The organism is Calothrix sp. CCY 0018 (assembly GCF_963920925.1).
Classification (GTDB): Bacteria; Cyanobacteriota; Cyanobacteriia; order Cyanobacteriales; family Nostocaceae; genus Rivularia.
Genome location: NZ_CAWUDI010000040.1, coordinates 57,915 through 77,607 on the forward strand (window position 1 = coordinate 57,915; position 19,693 = coordinate 77,607).

The 19,693-nt window shown below is 37.6% G+C and carries 14 protein-coding genes; 5 read left to right on the forward strand and 9 right to left on the reverse strand.

Features of this window, described 5'->3' with window-relative positions; genetic code table 11:
* Positions 1 to 63: 63 nt before the first annotated feature.
* Together ACM03V_RS25305 and ACM03V_RS25310 are read right to left on the reverse strand one after the other, a co-directional pair.
* Positions 64 to 402: a hypothetical protein gene (locus ACM03V_RS25305; protein ID WP_414623564.1), complete on the reverse strand. Its 339-nt coding sequence runs from the start codon at positions 400 to 402 to the stop codon at positions 64 to 66.
* Positions 403 to 560: 158 nt separating this feature from the next.
* Complete coding sequence (locus ACM03V_RS25310) at positions 561 to 2,591, reverse strand: serine hydrolase domain-containing protein (protein WP_414623565.1); 2,031 nt, start codon at positions 2,589 to 2,591, stop codon at positions 561 to 563.
* 259 nt (positions 2,592 to 2,850) lie between these two features.
* Between ACM03V_RS25310 and ACM03V_RS25315 the strand changes: the two genes are divergently transcribed.
* Positions 2,851 to 3,969, forward strand: a complete 1,119-nt coding sequence (locus ACM03V_RS25315) for an AI-2E family transporter (RefSeq protein WP_414623566.1) — start codon at positions 2,851 to 2,853, stop codon at positions 3,967 to 3,969.
* Between the two features lie 40 nt (positions 3,970 to 4,009).
* On the opposite strand, the gene ACM03V_RS25320 is transcribed toward ACM03V_RS25315, so the two are convergent.
* The gene (locus ACM03V_RS25320) at positions 4,010 to 5,569 is read right to left on the reverse strand and encodes a hypothetical protein (RefSeq protein WP_414623567.1); all 1,560 of its coding nucleotides are present in this window, start codon (positions 5,567 to 5,569) and stop codon (positions 4,010 to 4,012) included.
* A 209-nt stretch (positions 5,570 to 5,778) separates the two neighbouring features.
* On the opposite strand from ACM03V_RS25320, the gene ACM03V_RS25325 reads away from it, so the two are divergent.
* Complete coding sequence (locus tag ACM03V_RS25325) at positions 5,779 to 6,282, forward strand: hypothetical protein (RefSeq protein WP_414623568.1); 504 nt, start codon at positions 5,779 to 5,781, stop codon at positions 6,280 to 6,282.
* A gap of 493 nt (positions 6,283 to 6,775) precedes the next feature.
* Entirely contained in the window at positions 6,776 to 8,182 is a 1,407-nt protein-coding gene (locus ACM03V_RS25330) for a collagen-like protein (protein ID WP_414623569.1), read from the forward strand.
* Positions 8,183 to 8,262: 80 nt separating this feature from the next.
* Here the strand turns inward: ACM03V_RS25330 and eis are convergent, their stop codons facing one another.
* Both eis and ACM03V_RS25340 read right to left on the reverse strand, forming a co-directional pair.
* On the reverse strand, positions 8,263 to 9,438 hold the full coding sequence (eis, locus tag ACM03V_RS25335; RefSeq protein WP_414623570.1) for an enhanced intracellular survival protein Eis: 1,176 nt from the start codon (positions 9,436 to 9,438) through the stop codon (positions 8,263 to 8,265).
* Positions 9,439 to 9,552: 114 nt separating this feature from the next.
* Positions 9,553 to 10,125, reverse strand: coding sequence for a hypothetical protein (locus ACM03V_RS25340; RefSeq protein ID WP_414623571.1), 573 nt, complete (start codon positions 10,123 to 10,125; stop codon positions 9,553 to 9,555).
* A gap of 147 nt (positions 10,126 to 10,272) precedes the next feature.
* On the opposite strand from ACM03V_RS25340, the gene ACM03V_RS25345 reads away from it, so the two are divergent.
* The gene (locus ACM03V_RS25345; RefSeq protein ID WP_414623572.1) at positions 10,273 to 11,631 is read left to right on the forward strand and encodes an MATE family efflux transporter; all 1,359 of its coding nucleotides are present in this window, start codon (positions 10,273 to 10,275) and stop codon (positions 11,629 to 11,631) included.
* 89 nt (positions 11,632 to 11,720) lie between these two features.
* Here ACM03V_RS25345 and ACM03V_RS25350 read toward each other — a convergent pair whose 3' ends face one another.
* From ACM03V_RS25350 to rplI, 4 genes are all read right to left on the reverse strand, one after another.
* Positions 11,721 to 12,077: a hypothetical protein gene (locus ACM03V_RS25350; protein ID WP_414623573.1), complete on the reverse strand. Its 357-nt coding sequence runs from the start codon at positions 12,075 to 12,077 to the stop codon at positions 11,721 to 11,723.
* A gap of 516 nt (positions 12,078 to 12,593) precedes the next feature.
* Positions 12,594 to 14,642, reverse strand: a complete 2,049-nt coding sequence (ligA, locus tag ACM03V_RS25355) for an NAD-dependent DNA ligase LigA (RefSeq protein WP_414623574.1) — start codon at positions 14,640 to 14,642, stop codon at positions 12,594 to 12,596.
* 344 nt (positions 14,643 to 14,986) lie between these two features.
* Positions 14,987 to 17,596: a replicative DNA helicase gene (dnaB, locus tag ACM03V_RS25360; protein ID WP_414623575.1), complete on the reverse strand. Its 2,610-nt coding sequence runs from the start codon at positions 17,594 to 17,596 to the stop codon at positions 14,987 to 14,989.
* Positions 17,597 to 17,833: 237 nt separating this feature from the next.
* Positions 17,834 to 18,295: a 50S ribosomal protein L9 gene (gene rplI, locus ACM03V_RS25365; RefSeq protein ID WP_414623576.1), complete on the reverse strand. Its 462-nt coding sequence runs from the start codon at positions 18,293 to 18,295 to the stop codon at positions 17,834 to 17,836.
* A gap of 716 nt (positions 18,296 to 19,011) precedes the next feature.
* Here rplI and ACM03V_RS25370 point away from each other — a divergent pair.
* Complete coding sequence (locus ACM03V_RS25370; RefSeq protein WP_414623577.1) at positions 19,012 to 19,650, forward strand: SPL family radical SAM protein; 639 nt, start codon at positions 19,012 to 19,014, stop codon at positions 19,648 to 19,650.
* Positions 19,651 to 19,693: the final 43 nt, after the last annotated feature.

The following is a 19,693-nucleotide window of genomic DNA, read 5'->3' on the forward strand; positions in this document are numbered from 1 at the left end:
TGCGTTGTAACGCATCAATTCCCGATTGTGCGTTACTTTTTCATTTTAATTTTTAGTTTTTAGTTAAGAGACATCAACATCGATTATTTCACTTTCTCCATCTGAATTGGTTGGTATATGTGCCCGCATTTTTATTTCGGCTACTCCAACAATTTGTAAACTAACTTCTAAAGAAACATTTTCGGCGGTAAGTTCTTTTTCTTTAACTCTCTGACTGGCAATTTCAATCATATTTATTGCTTTGTCAACTGCTGTAACAATCGCTTCTTCAGTAATATCCTCAGCTTTGTTTTTGGTAACTTCAGAAATATTGTCAGCTACTTGGTGTCCCTTTTTTTTGACATTATCGATTACATCTCCAGCGACTTTTTTACTTTGTTGAGAAATATCATTTAAATCCATAATGTTTAATTTGTATTAGTTACATTTCTTATTTTATAGTTAAAAGATAATCGCAAAACATTTAATATAAAAATTAGCAATTGTTGATAGTGCGTTACGGCATTTTCATAATTACTTAAATTATCATTATTTTTTGTAGCCGTAACATATCCTACTAATTAAAATTGAAACCCTAATAGATTCCAATAAGCTAGAAAAGCAACGAAAATCAACGCGGCGAAAGTTACTAAAGAATAATGCAATCTTGACAATATTGACCAGTATCTATATTGAAAAATTACTACAGAAAAGATTAACAATGCCAAAGTCAAAAAAGTGCTAATTAATGGCAGTAGTAATAAAGCGATAACTATCGTAGGTACACCATAAACTAACTTCCAAAAACCAATAAGATATAGCGATAAAGGTAAACCGATTAAAAATATCAAATTTAAAGTACTTGCGAAACCAGCTATTATCCAAGCACCGTTAAATTGACGCTCAATTTTAGCAGATTTTCCCCACAACAGCCTAATAATTGGAATAGTCGGGTACATAATAAAAGCTGATAAAAACATAATTGCACAAAAAGCTGCAATCCCAAGCTGTACCCAAACGGTTTCATACCAAGTAATTTTTTGATAAGCTCCTATTTTAGGAAACAGTGGATTAAATGCAAACTCTATTTCTCCATCACTGTTTTCACCAAAGGCTGTAAAAGCGTTGTTTTCAGGACTTCTAAATAATAGTTTATCGATCGGGACTAATTCTTTATCTAGTATTTTATTTACAAAAAATAATTTTGGGGTATTTATGATTAAGTTACCGTTATCAGCTTTCTTGATATTGATATCTTTAAAAGGGGCTGTTACTTTTGCAAAAGTATTACGAGGGTATTCAACATCGCGGTAATTACCTGTAATTTTTTTAATTTGTTCTTGATTTAAAGAAAGAGTTTTGGCGTATTTAATTGGTTTTGTAACGGGAAAATATCGGTCAAAAAATTGGTTTAAGAATTGACTACTCAAGCCGGTAAAGCTGTTGTTAGCAATAAAAATTCCAATGTTTCGCTCAGGCATTAAAGTTAGAGAAGCAGAATATCCCCGCAAACTTCCCAAATGTCCCCAAGTACGAATATTATTTACCCATCTTTCGCGAAAACTGTAACCAGTACCGGGTAATAATGGATGGTGGGTAAACTGTCTTGTTAGCATTTCGCGCACGGTAGCTTCTTTGAGAATTCTTTTATCTTGATAGCGCCCATATTGCAAATATGCATTCATAAAATGAGTCATATCTGTAGCCGTTGTGCTTATTGCTGCTGCTGGTGCAATATTTAAGTATAAATAGGGAACCGCTTGATATTTACCTTTACGATATTGATATCCTGTAGCCAAATTATCTGCTAACTCTGGCGGTGGTGGCTGTTGAAAACTGGTACGACTCATATCAAGCGGTTGCAAAATATTTTTGTCTATATATTCAACGAAGGGAGTTTGGGAAATTGTTTCTACCAAATAACCTAATAAAGCAGTACTATGACTCGAATAGCTATAAAGCGTACCGGGTTGCCATTCGATTGCAGGCATATACTGAGCTAAATAATCGCCCAAAGGTAACATTTTTTCGGGTGTGGTTGCTGCAAGTCCGATGCGTCGTTTGGTAGTACCATCGGTATGAGTCATCATTTGGGCTGCGGTTACGGGTTGGGGAAAAGGATTTTTGATTTTAAATTTTTTTAGATATTGATTCGCATTACTTTTTATATCTAATTTTCCTTCTTCTGATAGCTGCATTGCTGCGGTTGCTGTAAATAATTTGGAGAGAGAAGCAACGCGAAATAACGTTTTATCCGCATCTACAGGAATATTTTTCTCTACATTTGCATAACCATAACCCTTAGTAAAAAATACCTTCTCATCCTTAACTACAGAAATAACTGCCCCAGGTATGTGAGATTTTGACATCTCATCATTCATAAATTTATCTACCCATGCTGTAAATTCCTGGGGATTACTTAAACCTGGTGCAGAGTCAGATTGTATTACAGGTGGCTGCGGTTGTGTTGGTTGTTGCTGTTGAGAATCTACAGGTGGAGAGAGTTGAGGTGGTATATCTCTAGCTAAACTAGTTAAGCTAGATAGAGATAAGAATAGAATAAATCCGATAAAACCAATGCATAAGCGCTCGATCCACTTTACAAATATCATGATTCTATAAATAATATTTCACTTTTTTAATACGCAGACAAGCTCTGAAGAGAAAATCAAGACGATTAGTAGATAATCAATCTTAAACTTCACATTACTTCGATAAACAACTATTTTGGTCTTTCTAGAGATGGATATTGCTCTTTTTCATCCCGATTGCAGATGAAATGTTACTTACTTCCGGAGGAAGACACGAACAATTAAAACGGATATCCTAACACATACGCTGGCTAATACTGGGAGAATACGGAGGAGTTTTGTGCGTATAGGAAAATGGATTGGCTTTTTTGTTTTTGTCGTATCAATATATATCTTGTGGCAAATTAGGCAAGTTTTATTGATAGTTTTTGCTGCGATAATTTTAGCAACCGCTTTAAATCAAATTGTTAAAGCATTACAAAAACTTAAGATTCCGCGAGGGATTGCAGTTGGGATATCAGTTCTTTTACTATTTACAATTGTATCGGGATTTTTCGCGCTGATTGCTCCAAGAATTATTGAACAGTTACGCGAATTTACTTTTATCGTACCGAAATTTTTAGACCAAATACGGGTGTGGAATGACTGGCTTTTAAAAGTGATTCCCGAACCAGTTTTAGATGAAATTCAAGGTTTAAGATATTTGACTCAAGGTTTACAAACTTGGTTAGGTGCTGTTTCAGGAAACGTCTTTACTGTCCTCAGTCGATCGTTTAATATTGTTTTAAATTCTTTACTTTTCCTTGTTTTAACTATAATGCTTTTGATAGATCCCAAACCCTATCGAAGCGGTTTTATATTGCTTTTTCCAGCCTTTTATCGTCGTCGCATGGACGAGATTCTTCACAAGTGCGAAACTTCTTTAGTTGGTTGGATCAAAGGTACGCTACTAACCATGTTTCTCATTGGTGGTTTGAGCTATATTGGTTTATTAATTTTAGGGGTGAGACTACCTTTAATTAATGCAATTATAGCTGGATTATTAGAATTTATTCCTAATGTAGGGCCGACATTAAGTTTAGTTCCACCGTTATTATTAGCATTACTTGATGCACCTTGGAAAGCGGTTGCGGTAGTTGCCATATATCTTGGTATTCAGCAGGTTGAAAGTTTAGTTGTTGTGCCTTTGGTAATGAAGTCACAAGTATCTTTATTACCTGTAGTAACTTTATTAGCAGTGGTAGTTTTTGCAAATTTCTTTGGTTTTCTGGGTTTATTTCTGGCAATTCCTTTAGTACTTGTGCTGCAAACATTTATCCAAGAAATTTTAGTAAAAGATGTTCTTAATAATTGGCATTTGAATAGTGGTAAAGACGAGCCAGAAACTAATCTTGCTTTTGTAGAAGTTAATCCGACAAATCCAGATATTCAAGATGATTCTGTGATAAATAAAGAGTAAATCCATTCACAATTATCAATTAACAATTAACAATTAACAATTATTTTTCGGGTTTATCCGAGCGTGAGGAAAAGCCCGTTAACGTATTTTCAGTTTTCAAAACTACGTCTTCAACTAGTCTTTCGCTGAATCCGGCAACAAAGGCGATCGCCATATAAAGGTAAACGTTACGACTTTCTTTTTGGGCTATCGTGAGAATACCGGAAAAGATGCCAGATTCAATTAGTGCTACCGTGAAAATTGCAAAAGACATACCAACAATCGGACGGAAAAAGCCGGTAAAAAATAAGTCCGATTGTCCTTCTTTACCTTGTGCGATAAATTTATTTGCACGCACAATTACGCTGATTGCACTTCCTAAAGCACCCATTGAAACTGCTAGGGAAATAAAGAATAAATCCTGTTTTACAAACCAGTCTGTAAATGAAATTAGTTGGTTTGAGTCTTCATTTACATCACTTACTAACTGTTGTTCATCAGGTTTTGATTTTGGTTTATCCGCTACGGATTGAGTGATTGCTGTATTTTCTTGCTTAGATTCCATTTCAGCGAGAATTGATTGTCTTTGTTGATTGTTAACGCTTTTTAATTCATCATCAATATTTTTATTAATATCTCTAAAATCACTTTGGATGTCTTGAATTTGAGGAATTACTTGAGTTTGAATTAATGCATAAAATTCACTATCTTTTTCTTGATTAGAAAGCTGTTGTTCTATCTTATTTAATTGTGGATTTACACGATCGATATTCCTATTTACTTTGCTCAGTCTAACTTGAAGCGCATTAGCAATATCGTTAGTTGTCTTTAATTGCTCTTCTTTAGTTTCTACTTCTTTTTTCAGTTGTGTAATACGATTATTCTCCGCAACTTCTTTTCTAGCACCCAAAAAATTCAAAGTAACGAATGTTAACCCAACTCCGAGAAGGGGACAAACTACAAATATGATAAAAAACCAACTTAAACCGGAAAGCAATCGGTTGTAAGCACCCCCGGTACCTTTAATAATTGCGCTGAAAGGATTGGGATATTCCCGCGATTGAATTGCTATCTGTCGTCGCGCTTCTTGAATAAAAACTAGATTTCGAGAACTTTTATCCGATACTTTATTCGGAAAATTTGTATTTGTATCGCTTTGAGTTGTATCTTCTTTATTTTCCAGCAGAATCGAAATAGCTAAATCTAAAATATCAACTTGTTGAGAATTGCGATAATCTAGTGTAGATATCAAACTTAACAATCTCGCAAGCTCTCGCTGTATTTCGATACTTAATTGTTGTTGTTGCAGACTCGTTTTAATCTGAGCCAACAAGCTTTGTATTTTAGCTTGCATTTCGCTGTCAATGGCTATATTACTAGCAATGTTAGAAAGGGTTTCAACTTCTGCGTGTAATTCAGCAGAGGATTGATTATTTTCTCCTTGATTTTTAGATGATGGTAGTTGCATCACGGTTAGTCTTATCTCTTTTTGGTTACAAAAAACATAGTAATGATAAATACAGTGTCGTTTGTAATAATTACGCAAAGTTAATTCAAAACTAATATTTAGCGATAAGTATTTACCTAAAGAGTATGGCTCATCAGCAATCAACCAAATCATTAAGATGTAACTGGTAATTAAATTAATGAGGCATTAAGCTTGAAAATCGCCTTTAATATCGCTTTTGGATTATATTTTTGCTTGATATTCGCAGTTTCTCCGGCTTGGTGTGAAACTAAAAAAGAAGCTGAAATAATGAATTAGATATCAATCCAGAAGTTATTGAAAATAGCCCGGTTTTACAACGATGGCGAAATAAAGTACCTAATGTGTTACGGGATATCAAGAATGAACCCAGTTTTCGCACTCGTTTACGATTGGGCTATTCTCAACTTTATGGTGATGCTGGCGTGATTGGTTTTGAAGATGTTTTTATTATTGATAAGTTTACTGTCAGCGGCGAATATCAAAAAGCCTTTAATAACAACTTTGAAAATTACGGTGCCGAGTTAAATTATTATTTATTGCCTTTGGGTGGTTATTTGAATTTTTCCCCTTTAATTGGGTATCGAAATTTGGAGACATCCGATTACTCAACTTCGGGAGTCAACTTAGGCGTAAAATTGCTGCTGATATTATCTCGCGGTGGTGGTGCAGATATCGCTTTTACTCGCAGTTGGGTTGTGGGTACCGAGTCAGAAGTTACATTAACTAAGCTTTCTGCAAGTTATGCAGTTACAAATAATCTACGTTTTTCTACTGAATTGGGAGAGCAGAAAGTTAGTGGTAGCAAAGAAAGGCAGGTAGGGTTTTTTGTCGAATGGATGCCGTAGTAGGGAATAGTTAGGAGTTAAGATTAAAGCCCCCCTTAAAAAGGGGGGTTGGGGGGATCGAGATGTCTGGAACATTAGATATTCAGTTGTGACTGCATAAGTTTTGATATACACCAATAATTTGATAAAAGTTTAATTTTTATTAACTATGGCACTAAATTATAAATTTTCAGTCTTAGTTTAGTAAATCGAATTACATATAATAATATCTACTTAGGAACAAAATCTTTGTTGTTAATCTGAACTATATAATATGAAAAACTTTAACAGCGCTTTCCCGTCTTTTTTCTTTGTTCCCTACTCCCTATTCCCTGTTCCCTCTCTACATCTATTTAATTAGCAGATTAGATACGGAATAATCTTGCATTACAGTTTTCTTCATCGTAAATGTATAATTTTAACTTTAATTTTTTTATTCAATTCCGGAAAATAAACCTTGGTTGCAGTGGTTTAAATTATTCTCTATTAAATTAAATAATAAATGAATCTAAAAATGTTAAAACTTGTTTTGAAAAGGTTATCATTTTTACTTACAGTTAGCTTATTAGTTAATGGCTTACCTGCTTCTGCTTCTGAATTTGATACGCTGTTGTGTCTGGAGAAATCGGGGAAAATAGCCAGAGATTACAGACGCGATAATTATCGAAGATATGGCGATCGCGATGGCTCGGATGGGCGCAGTGGTAGAAGTGGAAGCAGTGGTAGAGATACTACCGTATTTGCTGATGGCTCTCCTGTAAGTCTGGATTTGTCGGGTAGGGATGGTGAAGATGGCGAGGATGGTGAAGATGGTTATAGAGCTAGATGTCATCGTAAATATGGTGACAAGGCAAAGCAAGATATACACGCGCCGGATGGTGGAAAAGGTGGCGATGCTGGTAGTGGTGGTAACGGTGGAAGTGGTGGTAATTTAAGTGTTTATTACAATAACATTGCCGATTTAAGAAGTATTTTAGTACGCAGTTTAGGGGGAGAAGCAGGGCGCGGCGGGCGTGGTGGTGATGGTGCGAGAGGTTGCAGATGTCACCGCCAAAGTTGGACTGTTGAATCCTGTACTGGTAAAAAAGGCACCGACAGCTATAAGTGTAAAAAGCGTAAATATAGATGTTACAACGGCAGCGATGGGCGTGACGGTTACGATGGCAGGAATGGGCAGAGAGGAAGCTTAGGGATTTTAAGTTTAGTTAAGGGTAAACAACAGCTTGCACCAGATAATCCTCAAGCAGAATTAAATTTTTTAGAATTACAAAATAAATCAATTCGTTTAACAAAAAATCGCTGGATTGCTCGCAATGGTGCCGTTTCTTTACTCGCTCCCGGCTCGGTAATTGCAGATGAATATCGCGAATTTGATAAGCGAATAGAAAGAGATTTTCAGGTAGTTTGGCTAGAAAAGCAGCCCATAAGTAATTTTAGTAAGCTTAATCTCAAATTGAATTTAAACAACGACGGTAAAATCGAAGTTGATTTTCCCAAAAAGTTGTGGCTTGACATTAGTAAAAAAGAAGAAGGCGATTTAACAAAATTAGTAGTTAATAATGCAATTCCCGAAAAAGAAGTTACCGAATTAGCAGTAGCCGACTTTGTAGGCAGCGGTGAAAACTTGAAATTAAGTTTAGTAGATTTAGCTCGCAAATCGGACATTATCAAAACTAGGTTTCGGGTGGAATACCAAATAAGAGATGATAACGGAGGCGAATACGAAGCCGACATTCCCTCCGAATTCGTTACCCAAGACTACAACCGCTTTATTCTAGCTTTAGGTAAATTACCAATTCCTCAAAAAGGATTAGAAGTTGGCACAAAAGTTCGCATCAAAGTCTCAGCAATTCGCTCCTTGGGCAAACGCTCCACAAAGCAAACTATTAATTATAAAGGGAGAGTAAGAGAAAGACAGTGAGCAGTGAGCAGTGAGCAGTTATCAGTTAAAATTCTACCTTGTCCCCTTGTCTCCCCATCTCTCCCAATCCCCAATTCCCATCAAAAAAAGTCCGCCATCCAGGGAGAAGTACCTGCAAATATCTGCGTAGCGGTGGAAATTATTTTTTCTGTCGCGTCGAGTTTTCCTGCAAGCTGTAATTGTTGGGGTGAGAATAATCCTGTATATAAGGGTGCCAATCCTCTGATATCTAGCTTTAATTCACCTTTGCCACCTTTTGTAATATTTCCGCATCCGTTAGCAATTGATAAAATAAATTTACCGTTGTTTTCCGCGATTAAATCGTCTGTTATTTCTAAATGTAATTCTGTTTCAACTGCTGAAGGATAACTGCGTGCCGATAATGCTTTCTCTACATTTATAATCCGCAACATCCAACGTTGAATATGTCTATTTTTGGCAGTTTGTTCTGGTAATATTAACGTTAAATTATCAATTGCAGAGCCGCGCCAACGGATTTTATCTATTTGAGAGCGATGATTGCTCAGAAAAGACCAAAATGTTTTGGTAGCTGCATTTGTCAAAGTTACCCAATCAACTACACTTAAAATATTGTCATTATCTGCCGAATACTGGCTAATAATAATGTAACCTTCAGGCTTTGCTATCGAACCAAGAATATAACTATAAAAAACTTCTTTCTCTCCCGATTTTATGATTCGATTCCAAATCGTTTGATTTCGGTTTAGATATCCATTTATATTTTGTCCCTGCTTTGTATATAAATCGTAAAATATTTCAGAATCTAAGGGAACAGATTTAATCGGTAAAGGTTGTTCCTTAATTTGAATACTAGAAGCTGGAATCTCCCAACTGCAAAAACTACCTCCTTGCTGGTACCCTACTTTCCGGTAAAGCCGTTGAGTTGCCGGATAAAGTACCGAAATCGGCACATCATTCGCATAAAGTTCCTTAACAGTCTGCTGCATTAAACTCAACGCCGCACCACTACCCCGATACTCCGGAGCAACACCAACCCCAGCAATTCCCGTCATCGGAACACTTTCGCCACCCCACCATTGCCCCATCGGAATAACTACCAATCCACCGACAACTTGTTTTTCCTCGTGGATTAAACGTATATTTTCCACACCCATCCGCTTAAGCCAAGCTTCTTCCTCACCTGGGGAAGCTAAAAAACATTGCTCCAAGATGCTTCCAAATTTTTGCACATCTTCTAAATTAGCAACGCTACTGTATTCAAATCCCGGTTTCATAATATCCGCTGTTTTTGTTAAGTACTACAAATATATTACAGAATGGGGGATTGGGAGGGGTAGAGGGGAAAGAATAGCTAACTCTCTACTTGCTACTGATAACTGCTAACTGATTCACCTCATTCGCCAAAACATAATGGTGCTGCCAATTGTACCGATAATCATTCCGCTGATAATAATGGCAAAGCTAAATATTATAGGAATGCCGACAAAGTTGAAGCCGAAGATAAAAGAGCTACCGTCAAATAATGCTAGAAACCAGCCGACGGTGACAAGGGAAATATTTATCCAGTCATTTAATAGTTTGTGGTGATGTAATAGTAAAGCCGTAAAAAATCCGCCGAGAGTACCACCTATAGTCATGCCGACAATCATACCTTTACTAAAAATTGGACTTGAGGCATCAACTATAAAAAATTGCCAACCTATAGTCAAACCGCTGAAGAAACTGGCTCCCCAAATAAAAGTTATCAAAGCAACATGAGATGGTTTGATTGCAGTTTTAGTCCACATCAAAACTATACCAATAGTCAACCCTCCGATGGAACCAATAGTCGCACCATAACGGGTAAACTCTGACATAACATCCTCAGCGTTAAGATTGTATGGCAGGTTTGATAAAAACATAAAAAAGCTACCAAAACTAAGAGCAATAGCCCATCCAAAGGCTATGAGGAATATTTTCATACTTTTTTAAATTGTGAATGTGAAGGGAGAGTAGTTAGGAGTTAGGAGTTAGGAGTTAGGAGTTTTAAAAGTTAATTCCCAATGCCCAATTCCCAATGCCCAATGCCCGATTCCCAATGCCCAGTAACTATCAACTAAAATTTATTTATGAAACAACAATTAACTGAAGGTAATGTCGGCTCTACGTTGGTAAAACTAACCATACCGATGATATGGGGTGTATTTGCGATTATTGCTTTCAATTTGGTAGATACTTATTTTGTGGGGCAGTTGGGAACGAAACCTTTGGCGGCGATGAGTTTTACGTTTCCGGTGGTGATGACGCTGGGTTGTTTGTCGATGGGTTTGGGTGTGGGGGCTTCTTCGGTGATTTCTCGCGCTATTGGAGAGGGCGATCGCCAACGTGTAAAAAAGTTTACTACTAATAGTCTGACTTTGGCGATAACTGCGGTTTTAATTTTTGTGATTATAGGTTTATTAACTATCGATCCTTTGTTTACTGCTTTGGGTGCGAGTGCCGATATACTGCCGTTGGTGCGAGACTATATGCAGATTTGGTATATTGGCATGGTGTTTCTGGTAGTGCCGATGGTGGGTAATAGTGCGATTCGCGCTTCCGGTAATACGCTAACGCCAAGTTTGATTATGATATTTGCAGCAGCAGTAAATATTGCTTTAGATCCTTTGTTGATTTTGGGAATAGGCGGTTTTCCTCGGATGGAATTGCAAGGTGCAGCTTTGGCAACGGTAGTTTCTAGAGGTACTACTTTGATTGCTGCTTTATTTGTACTGCACTTCAAGGAAAAAATGCTGTATTTAAAGCTGCCAACTATTAAAGATACGCTGTGGTGCTGGAAAGATATTTTATATGTGGGTTTGCCTGCTGCGGCAAGCAATATGATTAATCCGATTTCGATTGGTGTAATTACAAGTCTTTTAGCAACTTTTGGTGCTGAAGCTGTTGCTGCTTTTGGGGTTGCATCCCGAATAGAATCGTTTGCATTGATTGCCGTGATGGCTTTATCTGCTTCGATTGCGCCTTTCGTCGGGCAAAATTGGGGTGCGAAGAAGTATGCAAGAGTTAGTAAAGCTTTGCAGTTAAGTTTCTTGTTTTGTTTATTTTGGGGTGTAATGGCAGCAGGAGTTTTAGCTGTTACCGCGCCAACTTTAGTTGCTTTCTTTAATCCAAACCCCGATATCATTGCAATTGCTTCTCAATATCTGTGGATTGTACCAATTAGCTATGCCGGTGGGGGAATCATTTATGTTTCTAGTTCCGCTTTTAACGCGTTGGGTAAACCGATACCTACGGTAGTAATGACGGTAGCCAGAATGTTTGTGCTTTATATTCCCTTAGCTTATCTTGGCGGAAAGCTTTATGGAGTTAACGGAATATTTGCTGCTGCTTGTATTTCTAACTTTATTGTCGGAATTGGCGCTTATTTGTGGAATCAAAAAACTTGTACTGGTAAAGCTATAGATAATGCTGAAGTAGTTAGAAATTAGTTCGTAGTAAGGGTTCTAACCCTTCTTTTTTTAGTATCTAAGATGCAACCTGAAATATTAAAAATAATCGCGATTTTATTACTCATAAATTAGCTTAAGTTCTCAGAATCATCCGTATTATTTGGTCCTGGCATCCATTTCGGAGTATAAATAGGTGATATTGCTTCAACTCTACCGACAATTGATGCTGCTGCACCACAAACAATTATTACTATTTGAGCCGCATCTTGCCCGTAGTTTACAGGTTCATTTTTACTTTGGACAATTTTATCGACATTATTTCCGACAATAGGCGCGATCGCTGCGGTGGATGTGAAAACGATACCCCAAAATGTTTTGCTGCCAAATAGACTTTTTCTTTCTTGATTCATTTTTGATTGTTGTAGAGAATTAGTAGCTTCTGGCTGTTGGTAGTTTTCTTCTTGTGATTGATTGAAAGCAGTCATAGTTTTATTTTTTCACTCCAAAGTAAAGTAAGATAATTAACCAGTTGTTTGTAATTTAAGCTTCACCGTATCAATCCTGATTTCGGAAAGATTTGCAAAAATAATTTATTTTTTCCCGTGATTGTACGGTAGTCATGCTTCTGCTATAAGGTTTTATAAGGTTGATGTGGCGCAATTATGCCGTGAGATGTGTTTATAGATAGATTTTTAATGCCCACAAAACCTCTGGAGACGTTGCAGTGTGCACGCCGTCTCTACATTTTTTCTACGTCATTATCAAAAATATTTTTTCAAAACCCCTTGCACCTCACGTAACGTCAGGGTTTAGATTAAAAATGTCGTTAATAACTTGCATCTTGCACCATTCTCGTTAAACCCGAATTTCGCCTTGAAATTAATTTCAAGGCTAATATACAAAGTACGTTAAAACGCACTAAAATCCATACCCAGTCTGACTTTATCAGACTATGGCTTACGCCACGCTGCGCTAACGTGTATAAGTTCATTGATAATTGATTACTTCACCATTTCTAATAATTGCTCTTCACTTAATTGAGTAATCCCCAATTTCTCAGCTTTATCTAACTTAGATCCGGCATTTTCTCCTACAACTAAATAATCTGTGTTTTTACTAATTGAATTAGATACCTTCCCAGCAAACTTCTGAATTAATTCTTTGGCTTCATCTCGCGATAAACTTGGCAATGTTCCAGTAACTACAAAGGTTTTCCCAGCTAATTTCTGGTTAACTTCAGAAGATGCTGTTTTCTGTGTTTCTACAAGCTGCAATCCGGCATTTTGTAAGCGTTTAATTAACTCTTGATTGGCTTCAATCCGAAACCATTTATAAACACTTTCAGCTATTTCTGCACCTATTCCGTAAATTGCTTCGATATCTGTAACTTTGGCTGCGGCTAATTTTTCAACACTATCAAATTTCTCAGTTACAGTTTGTGCGATGGTGCTTCCTACATGACGGATTCCTAAACCATATAATACCCGCGCCCAAGGTTTACTTTTCGATTTTTCAATGGCATCTATCAGCTTCTGTGCCGATTTTTGCCCCATTCTATCTAAATTAGCTAAAGTTTCTTCCGTTAATTCGTATAAATCGGCGACAGATTTAACTAAATTCTTATCTACCAATTGATGCACTACTTTTTCACCCATGCCGCGAATATCTAAAGCGTTACGACTTACCCAATGCTCGATCGCACCTTTTAATATTGCCGCACAGGAAGTATTGACGCATCTCGTCACCGCTTCACCCTTTTCTCTGACAACAGCTTGCCCGCAAACTGGACAATTTGTCGGCATTTCAAAAGGTACGGTGTTTTCAGGGCGTAATTCCTTGAGTACTCGCAACACTTCGGGAATGATTTCCCCGGCTTTACGCACGATGACGGTATCGCCGACGCGGATGTCTAATTGGGCAATGCGATCGCCATTATGTAGTGTAGCTCTCGATACTGTAGTTCCCGCAAGCTGAACGGGCTGCATTTCCGCTAACGGAGTCAGTGCGCCGGTTCTACCAACATTTACGGAAATATTCTCAACGCGGGTTGGTGCTTCTTCGGCTGCGTATTTTAATGCAACTGCCCACCGTGGATATTTATTGGTAAAGCCTAATTCTTGCTGTAACGGAAACGAATTGAGCTTTACTACAACGCCATCGGTCATGTAAGCTAAATTTAATCTTTCGGTATCCCAATGCTGATAATATTCTGCGACTTGATCCAAGGAATGACAAAGTTGTTTATTCGGGTTTACTTTAAAGCCTAACTTTTGCAATAACTCCAAAGCTTCCCATTGATTATTTGCAAAACTAGCATCATCCATACCGGGAATTTGCAAGGTATAAGCAAAGAAATCCAAGCGTCTTTGATCAACTTTGCGGGAATCTAACTGTCGGAGAGTACCAGCAGTAGCATTCCGGGGATTCGCAAATTGACTTTCACCAGATGATAATCTTTCCTGATTAATTTTTTCAAATACATCTAAAGGTAAAAAGGTTTCACCACGCACTTCTATCCTTTGTAAAGCATCTTGATTTTCGATTTCAATATCATCCAAATTTAATCTTAAAGGAATCGAACGAATTGTCCGCACGTTTTGCGTAATATCTTCCCCAGAAACCCCATCACCACGAGTTACACCCCTAACTAAAACGCCATTTTCGTAAGTTAACGCCAAAGCATTACCGTCAATTTTCAACTCGCAGACATAATCTACATCTTCTTGAGGAGGTGCATTTCTGCGCCATCTTTCATCCCAACTTTTTAATTCGTCAACATCAAAGGCATTTTCTAAACTGTAAAGCGGAATGTTATGAGGTACAGAATTAAAGCCAGTTGCGGGTTTTTCACCAACTCGCTGCGTTGGGCTATCGGGAGTAATTAATTCGGGGTATTGTGTTTCTAAATCCTGCAATTCGCGATACAATTTATCGTAAATAGCGTCTTCTATGGTGGGAGCGTCGAGGACGTAGTAAGCGTAACTGGCTTGGATTAAGAGTTTTCGTAGTTCTTCGATTCGTTTTGTGATTTCTGGTTGGATGGATTGCACTAATTACTCCTCCTTGGTTAAGAATTTGGGAATAGAGGTTTAATATAAAAGGTGTTTAGTGCATTTGTACTAAATATTGTGTTGGATGTCAAGATTTGTTTTTAACGCAGAGTGACGCGGAGGTATGCGCGGAGGGAAGAGGTGAGTAGAGGAAGAGTAAAATTGATAACTAATTTATTGTAGGGTGTGTTAGACGCACGACTACATAAGGATTTAACGGACAAATTAACTATTCGTCTAACGCACTATCTATATCATCGGAGAGGGGAAGGGGTGAGGTCATCGAAGTGTAATGCACTCAACCGAAAACCGCTATAAATATGCTTCCAATCCCCAATCCCCAATTACGAATAATGACTCGGTTTTGCTAAGTTTTTAAATTTGGTAAATTGCGGATCGAATAACAATTTAATAATTCCGGTGGGGCCGTTTCGATGTTTGGCAATTATTACTTCTGCAATTCCTCTGTCGGGACTGTCGGTATTATAGTATTCATCGCGATACAGCATTGCTACTAGGTCGGCATCTTGTTCGATACTTCCACTTTCTCTCAAGTCTGAGAGCATGGGACGTTTGTTTGTCCGGGCTTCAACTCCTCTACTCAACTGGGATAAGGCTATTACCGGAGCGCCTAATTCTCTTGCTAATCCTTTAATGCTCCTGGTGATTTTTGATAGTTCCTGTACGCGGTTATCTCCACCACCTTCCATCAATTGCAGGTAATCGATTATAACTAAACCGATGTCCGTACCGGCTTCTGCTTGCAATCTTCTAGCCTGACTACGCATCTCTGTAACTGTAATATTTGGGGTGTCGTCGATAAAAATCGGCATTTCTGAAAGTACGCTAATTGCACGACTTAATGGTTCCCATTGAGTTTGACTAATACGTCCAGTTCTTAAATAACTACTTTCAATTTCTGCTTCGCTGGATAATAATCTTTGCACCAATTGATCTTTTGACATTTCTAAGCTAAAAACAGCAACTGGTAGCTTATATAAAGATGCAACATTGTGAGCGATGTTCAGACAAAATGCGGTGTTGTGTACGCAAATATCGTTAGCAACAAAATTATGGGTATCTGGGATTGTCAAATCATAAACTTGTTTGTTTCCCATAGGTTCTATAGAAACAATTTCATCCCAATATATATCGCTGCTTGCTAACTGCTGTAACCGTAAATTTTCTAATGCTGTTGCCAACAAGAAAAGTCTGTCTCGCGTTAAGGCACGTTTACCAACATGAATATTTGAATACCCTTGAATTCCAGCCCTTTTCGCTAATCCAGTCCAGGTTTCTTCTTCTTTGGCTACTGCTAGGTGCTTCCAAACTTCTATAGGTATCAGATCGCGATTTGTTTGATATCTTTTTTGCGTTAATGCTGCTTTAATTTTGCATAGTACTTCTTCTTTTCCGAAAATACCAATTTCTGATACAAAATTTTTGATCGCACGAGCATTAGTAATATCAAGTTGCCAAGCTTCCCGACGAGTATCTTTATACTTAATTAACCGGGTTTTTAATACTGAAATAATCCCGAATCGTAACAATAAATGCTGTACCTGTCGCGCTAATTTCTCGCTAACGCTGTAATAACCCAACTGTACTTGTCCGCTTTTAAGTACGCTAGCCCAACCATCTGTAGTAAACAAACGATTTAAAAATAAAGCCAGTTGCTGACGCTCTAATTTGAAGATAAAACCAGGAATTGTTTTTTCGTCGGCTTTTTTTCCCCATAGTTCTAATTCTTGCAACCACAGGATAAGAGGATTGTCTTTTTCCTCACACGTCTCAACATAAAGCATTGGCGATCGCTTGGAGCGTTTTTTCTCTTTTATTCTCAGTTGAGGAGCAAAATCAGTAACCGAAGCGGTAAACTCTTCCTGAATTGCAGGATTTATATTACTAAATTTGGGTACTGTATCCGTTAAACAACCATCACCTATTAAATAAGCTAATAATTTAACTTCACATTCACGAATCTTATCCGTACCAAATACATTGATTTTCCGAGGTACGGCAATATGATCGCCCACTTTCAATTCTCCAAGCTGTCGCCACCCATTAATAGTTAAATAAGGATGGGTAATAGTTGTCTCAATATATTTCCCCAAACGGGTTTTAACGCCAAATACCGGCTTAATCCCATCATCAATAAATGCTTCGGGTTTGGTAAAGCGAAATTTCCAATTAGGAAGCAGCGTCAACAATTCCGCTTCACGACTGTTATATATTTCCTTAATTGTGGAAATACTACCGTCACTCAACAATAATTCTGTATCTTCCTGTAAACATTTTCCCATTGACGGACGACCAGCGATGATAATTAAGTCCGAACGTCCAAATCCGCTAGTCATTGCATCTAAATCGTAGAATCCGCAAGGAATACCGGGTAATGCGACACCTGATTGGCGCTCTTCGATATCTGTGAAAGTATTAATCAGGGTGTTGGAAATATGCACTAAGCCGCTGGTATTGCGGGCTTGAGCGATACCGAAAACCTTTTGCTCTGCTTTGTCGATAACGGTACGAAATTCTGTCTCGGTTTCATAACCTAATGTAACTATCTCGTTACCGGCTTTAATTAACTGTCGCCGTCGATACTTTTCCACCACTAAGGCTGCCAAAGCATCAATATTGACGGCTGAAACAGTTCTATCTACCAAGGAAGCTAATTTATTTCTACCGCCAACTTTTTCAAGCAAGTCGCGATCTTTGAGCCAGCTAATCACCGCAAGTAAATCGGTAGGTTTACCTTGAGTCTGAAGCTGTAGCATTCCCGAATAGATATCTTTATGAGCGCCAATATAAAAAGCTTCTGGTTTGAGAGTATCGCTAATTCTGCTGATAGCTTCGGGATCTAGTAAAATTCCGCCTAATATAGCTTCTTCTGCCTCTATGTTTTGTGGTGGGAGACGATCCGCATTCCCTTGAAAATTTAATTCTTCAGACATAAACCCGTGAGATAGATTTTATAATATACAGAACAAGTGAACTACTACCCTTATAGTGTAAATAGTCCTCAAATAATATGTAGAGACACTGCGGCGCAACGTCTCTACACATAATGAATAATTTTGAAATAATTAAACCATAGATTTAACCGAAAAATACAAATGTATTAAATTTATCTATGGTTTTCCGCAATAAACCTTAGTAACAAATGTTCAGAAATTAATCAAAAATTAAAATCACTCGCTGGCAACAACTTCAATATTGACTGTTGCACTTACATCAGAATGTAGTTTAATTTCTGCTTGGAAACTACCCAAACTACTAATATCTGGAATAGTAATACCGCGTTTATCAACTTCCATTTCAGTCGAACCTTGGATGATATCAGCTACATCTTGGCTGGTAACGGTACCAAAAATCGCATTGTTTTCACCAACTTGTTTAGCAATTTTCAAGCTACCAACTTTTTCCAAAGCTGCTTTTTGTTCAACAGCTTTTTGTCTCAATTCTTCTTGACGCTGACGTTCTAATTCTCTGCGACGTTCAACTTGCTTCAGAATACCAGGAGTTACAAAAGTTGCCAAATTTTTAGGAAGCAAGTAATTACGAGCATAACCGGGGGCTACATCTACTAAATCGCCAAATCTTCCTAATTTGTAAACATCTTCATTTAAAACTAACTGTATGCGCTTCGCCATCAATATCCTTCTCTATTTACTATAATATCAAGCAACCGTTGGGTTCTTGTTCGGGCACGGTGCAGGCAACAGCCATGATTATCCCAACTGCTTACCTAAAGCCTACAGATTTTAGCGAAATGCAAGGTACATTGGCAACTGTTTATCTTGGTTAAATAAATTTGATGGCGATTGAGGGAACTCTTAATGGGGAACAGGCAATAGTGGAAGATTAATAAACAATTTTAGTTTAAGAAAATTTTTAGTTAAGTAGTTAAACTGTTGGAAATTGGTTTTTCTGCTTCTTACCTCTGTTTCCCATTCCCTTTAAGTACGGCTATAGACAATTTTTTTACTTTAATTTCTTAATTCAGTTTCCATCGATAAACCTGAAATATCGAAGCGCGGATTCTTTTTATCTTCCTTCGTCTTAATTTTTCGGCTGTATCCTAATTTTTTCTGGTTATTAATTTTCATGATTGGGAGTTGAGGAATTTTTTTAACAGCGTTGCGATCGCTACTTGAATTTCCCCGTTCATGCTTCCACTTTTACGCGACTGTTTGTCAAGGGTTGTGTACAAAAAGTTATAAATGTTTTCATCATCTGGATGATTTAACAGCAGTATTCTTATACTACTTATAGACTATCAAAATATACTTACAAGAGGATTTTTTATTTATATTTATTTGTCAAATTAGAGACAGTGTTTTTGATAGTAGATTTATTTTAAATTTTTATGGTCGCCAATCCTCCTAAGTCAATAGCTATTACTACTGAGTCCGATCGCCGCTTGTGGATGCCGGAACAGGTATTATTTACACCCGCAGCTTTAGATGAGGATTGGGGGCAGCAAATATTGGCGCGTGTCGAATCTTTGGGACTTCTGATTCAAAAGCTTAAGCAAAATCGCATTACGGGTTTGCGGGGAGAAACGGAACGGGAAACCTACGCTACATCAAAACGTACTTTGGCGGTTGTTACGGCACCAGGAAGCCAGTTCAAACTTACTCCAATTCCACCTTCAGCAGATTGGCAGTTTCATCTTGCTCAAGGATGTCCGGCTCATTGTCAGTATTGTTATTTGGCTGGCAGTCTTCAAGGACCTCCGGTTATTCGAGCTTACGCTAATTTGCCTCAAATTTTAGATAATCTGAAAAACTATGAAGATTCAGAAAAATCAACGAGCTATGAAGTTAGTTGCTACACCGACCCTTTAGGTATAGAACATTTAACTGGAAGTTTAGCTGAATGCATTCGTTATTTTGGTACTCGCGAAAAAGCTAATTTACGTTGGGTGACGAAGTTTGATAATGTAGATAATCTGTTATCGCTACCTCATAACGGTAATACTAGATGTCGTTTTAGTATATATTAAGTTTAATGAAAATATAGTCAAACATAATCATACATAGTTTAAT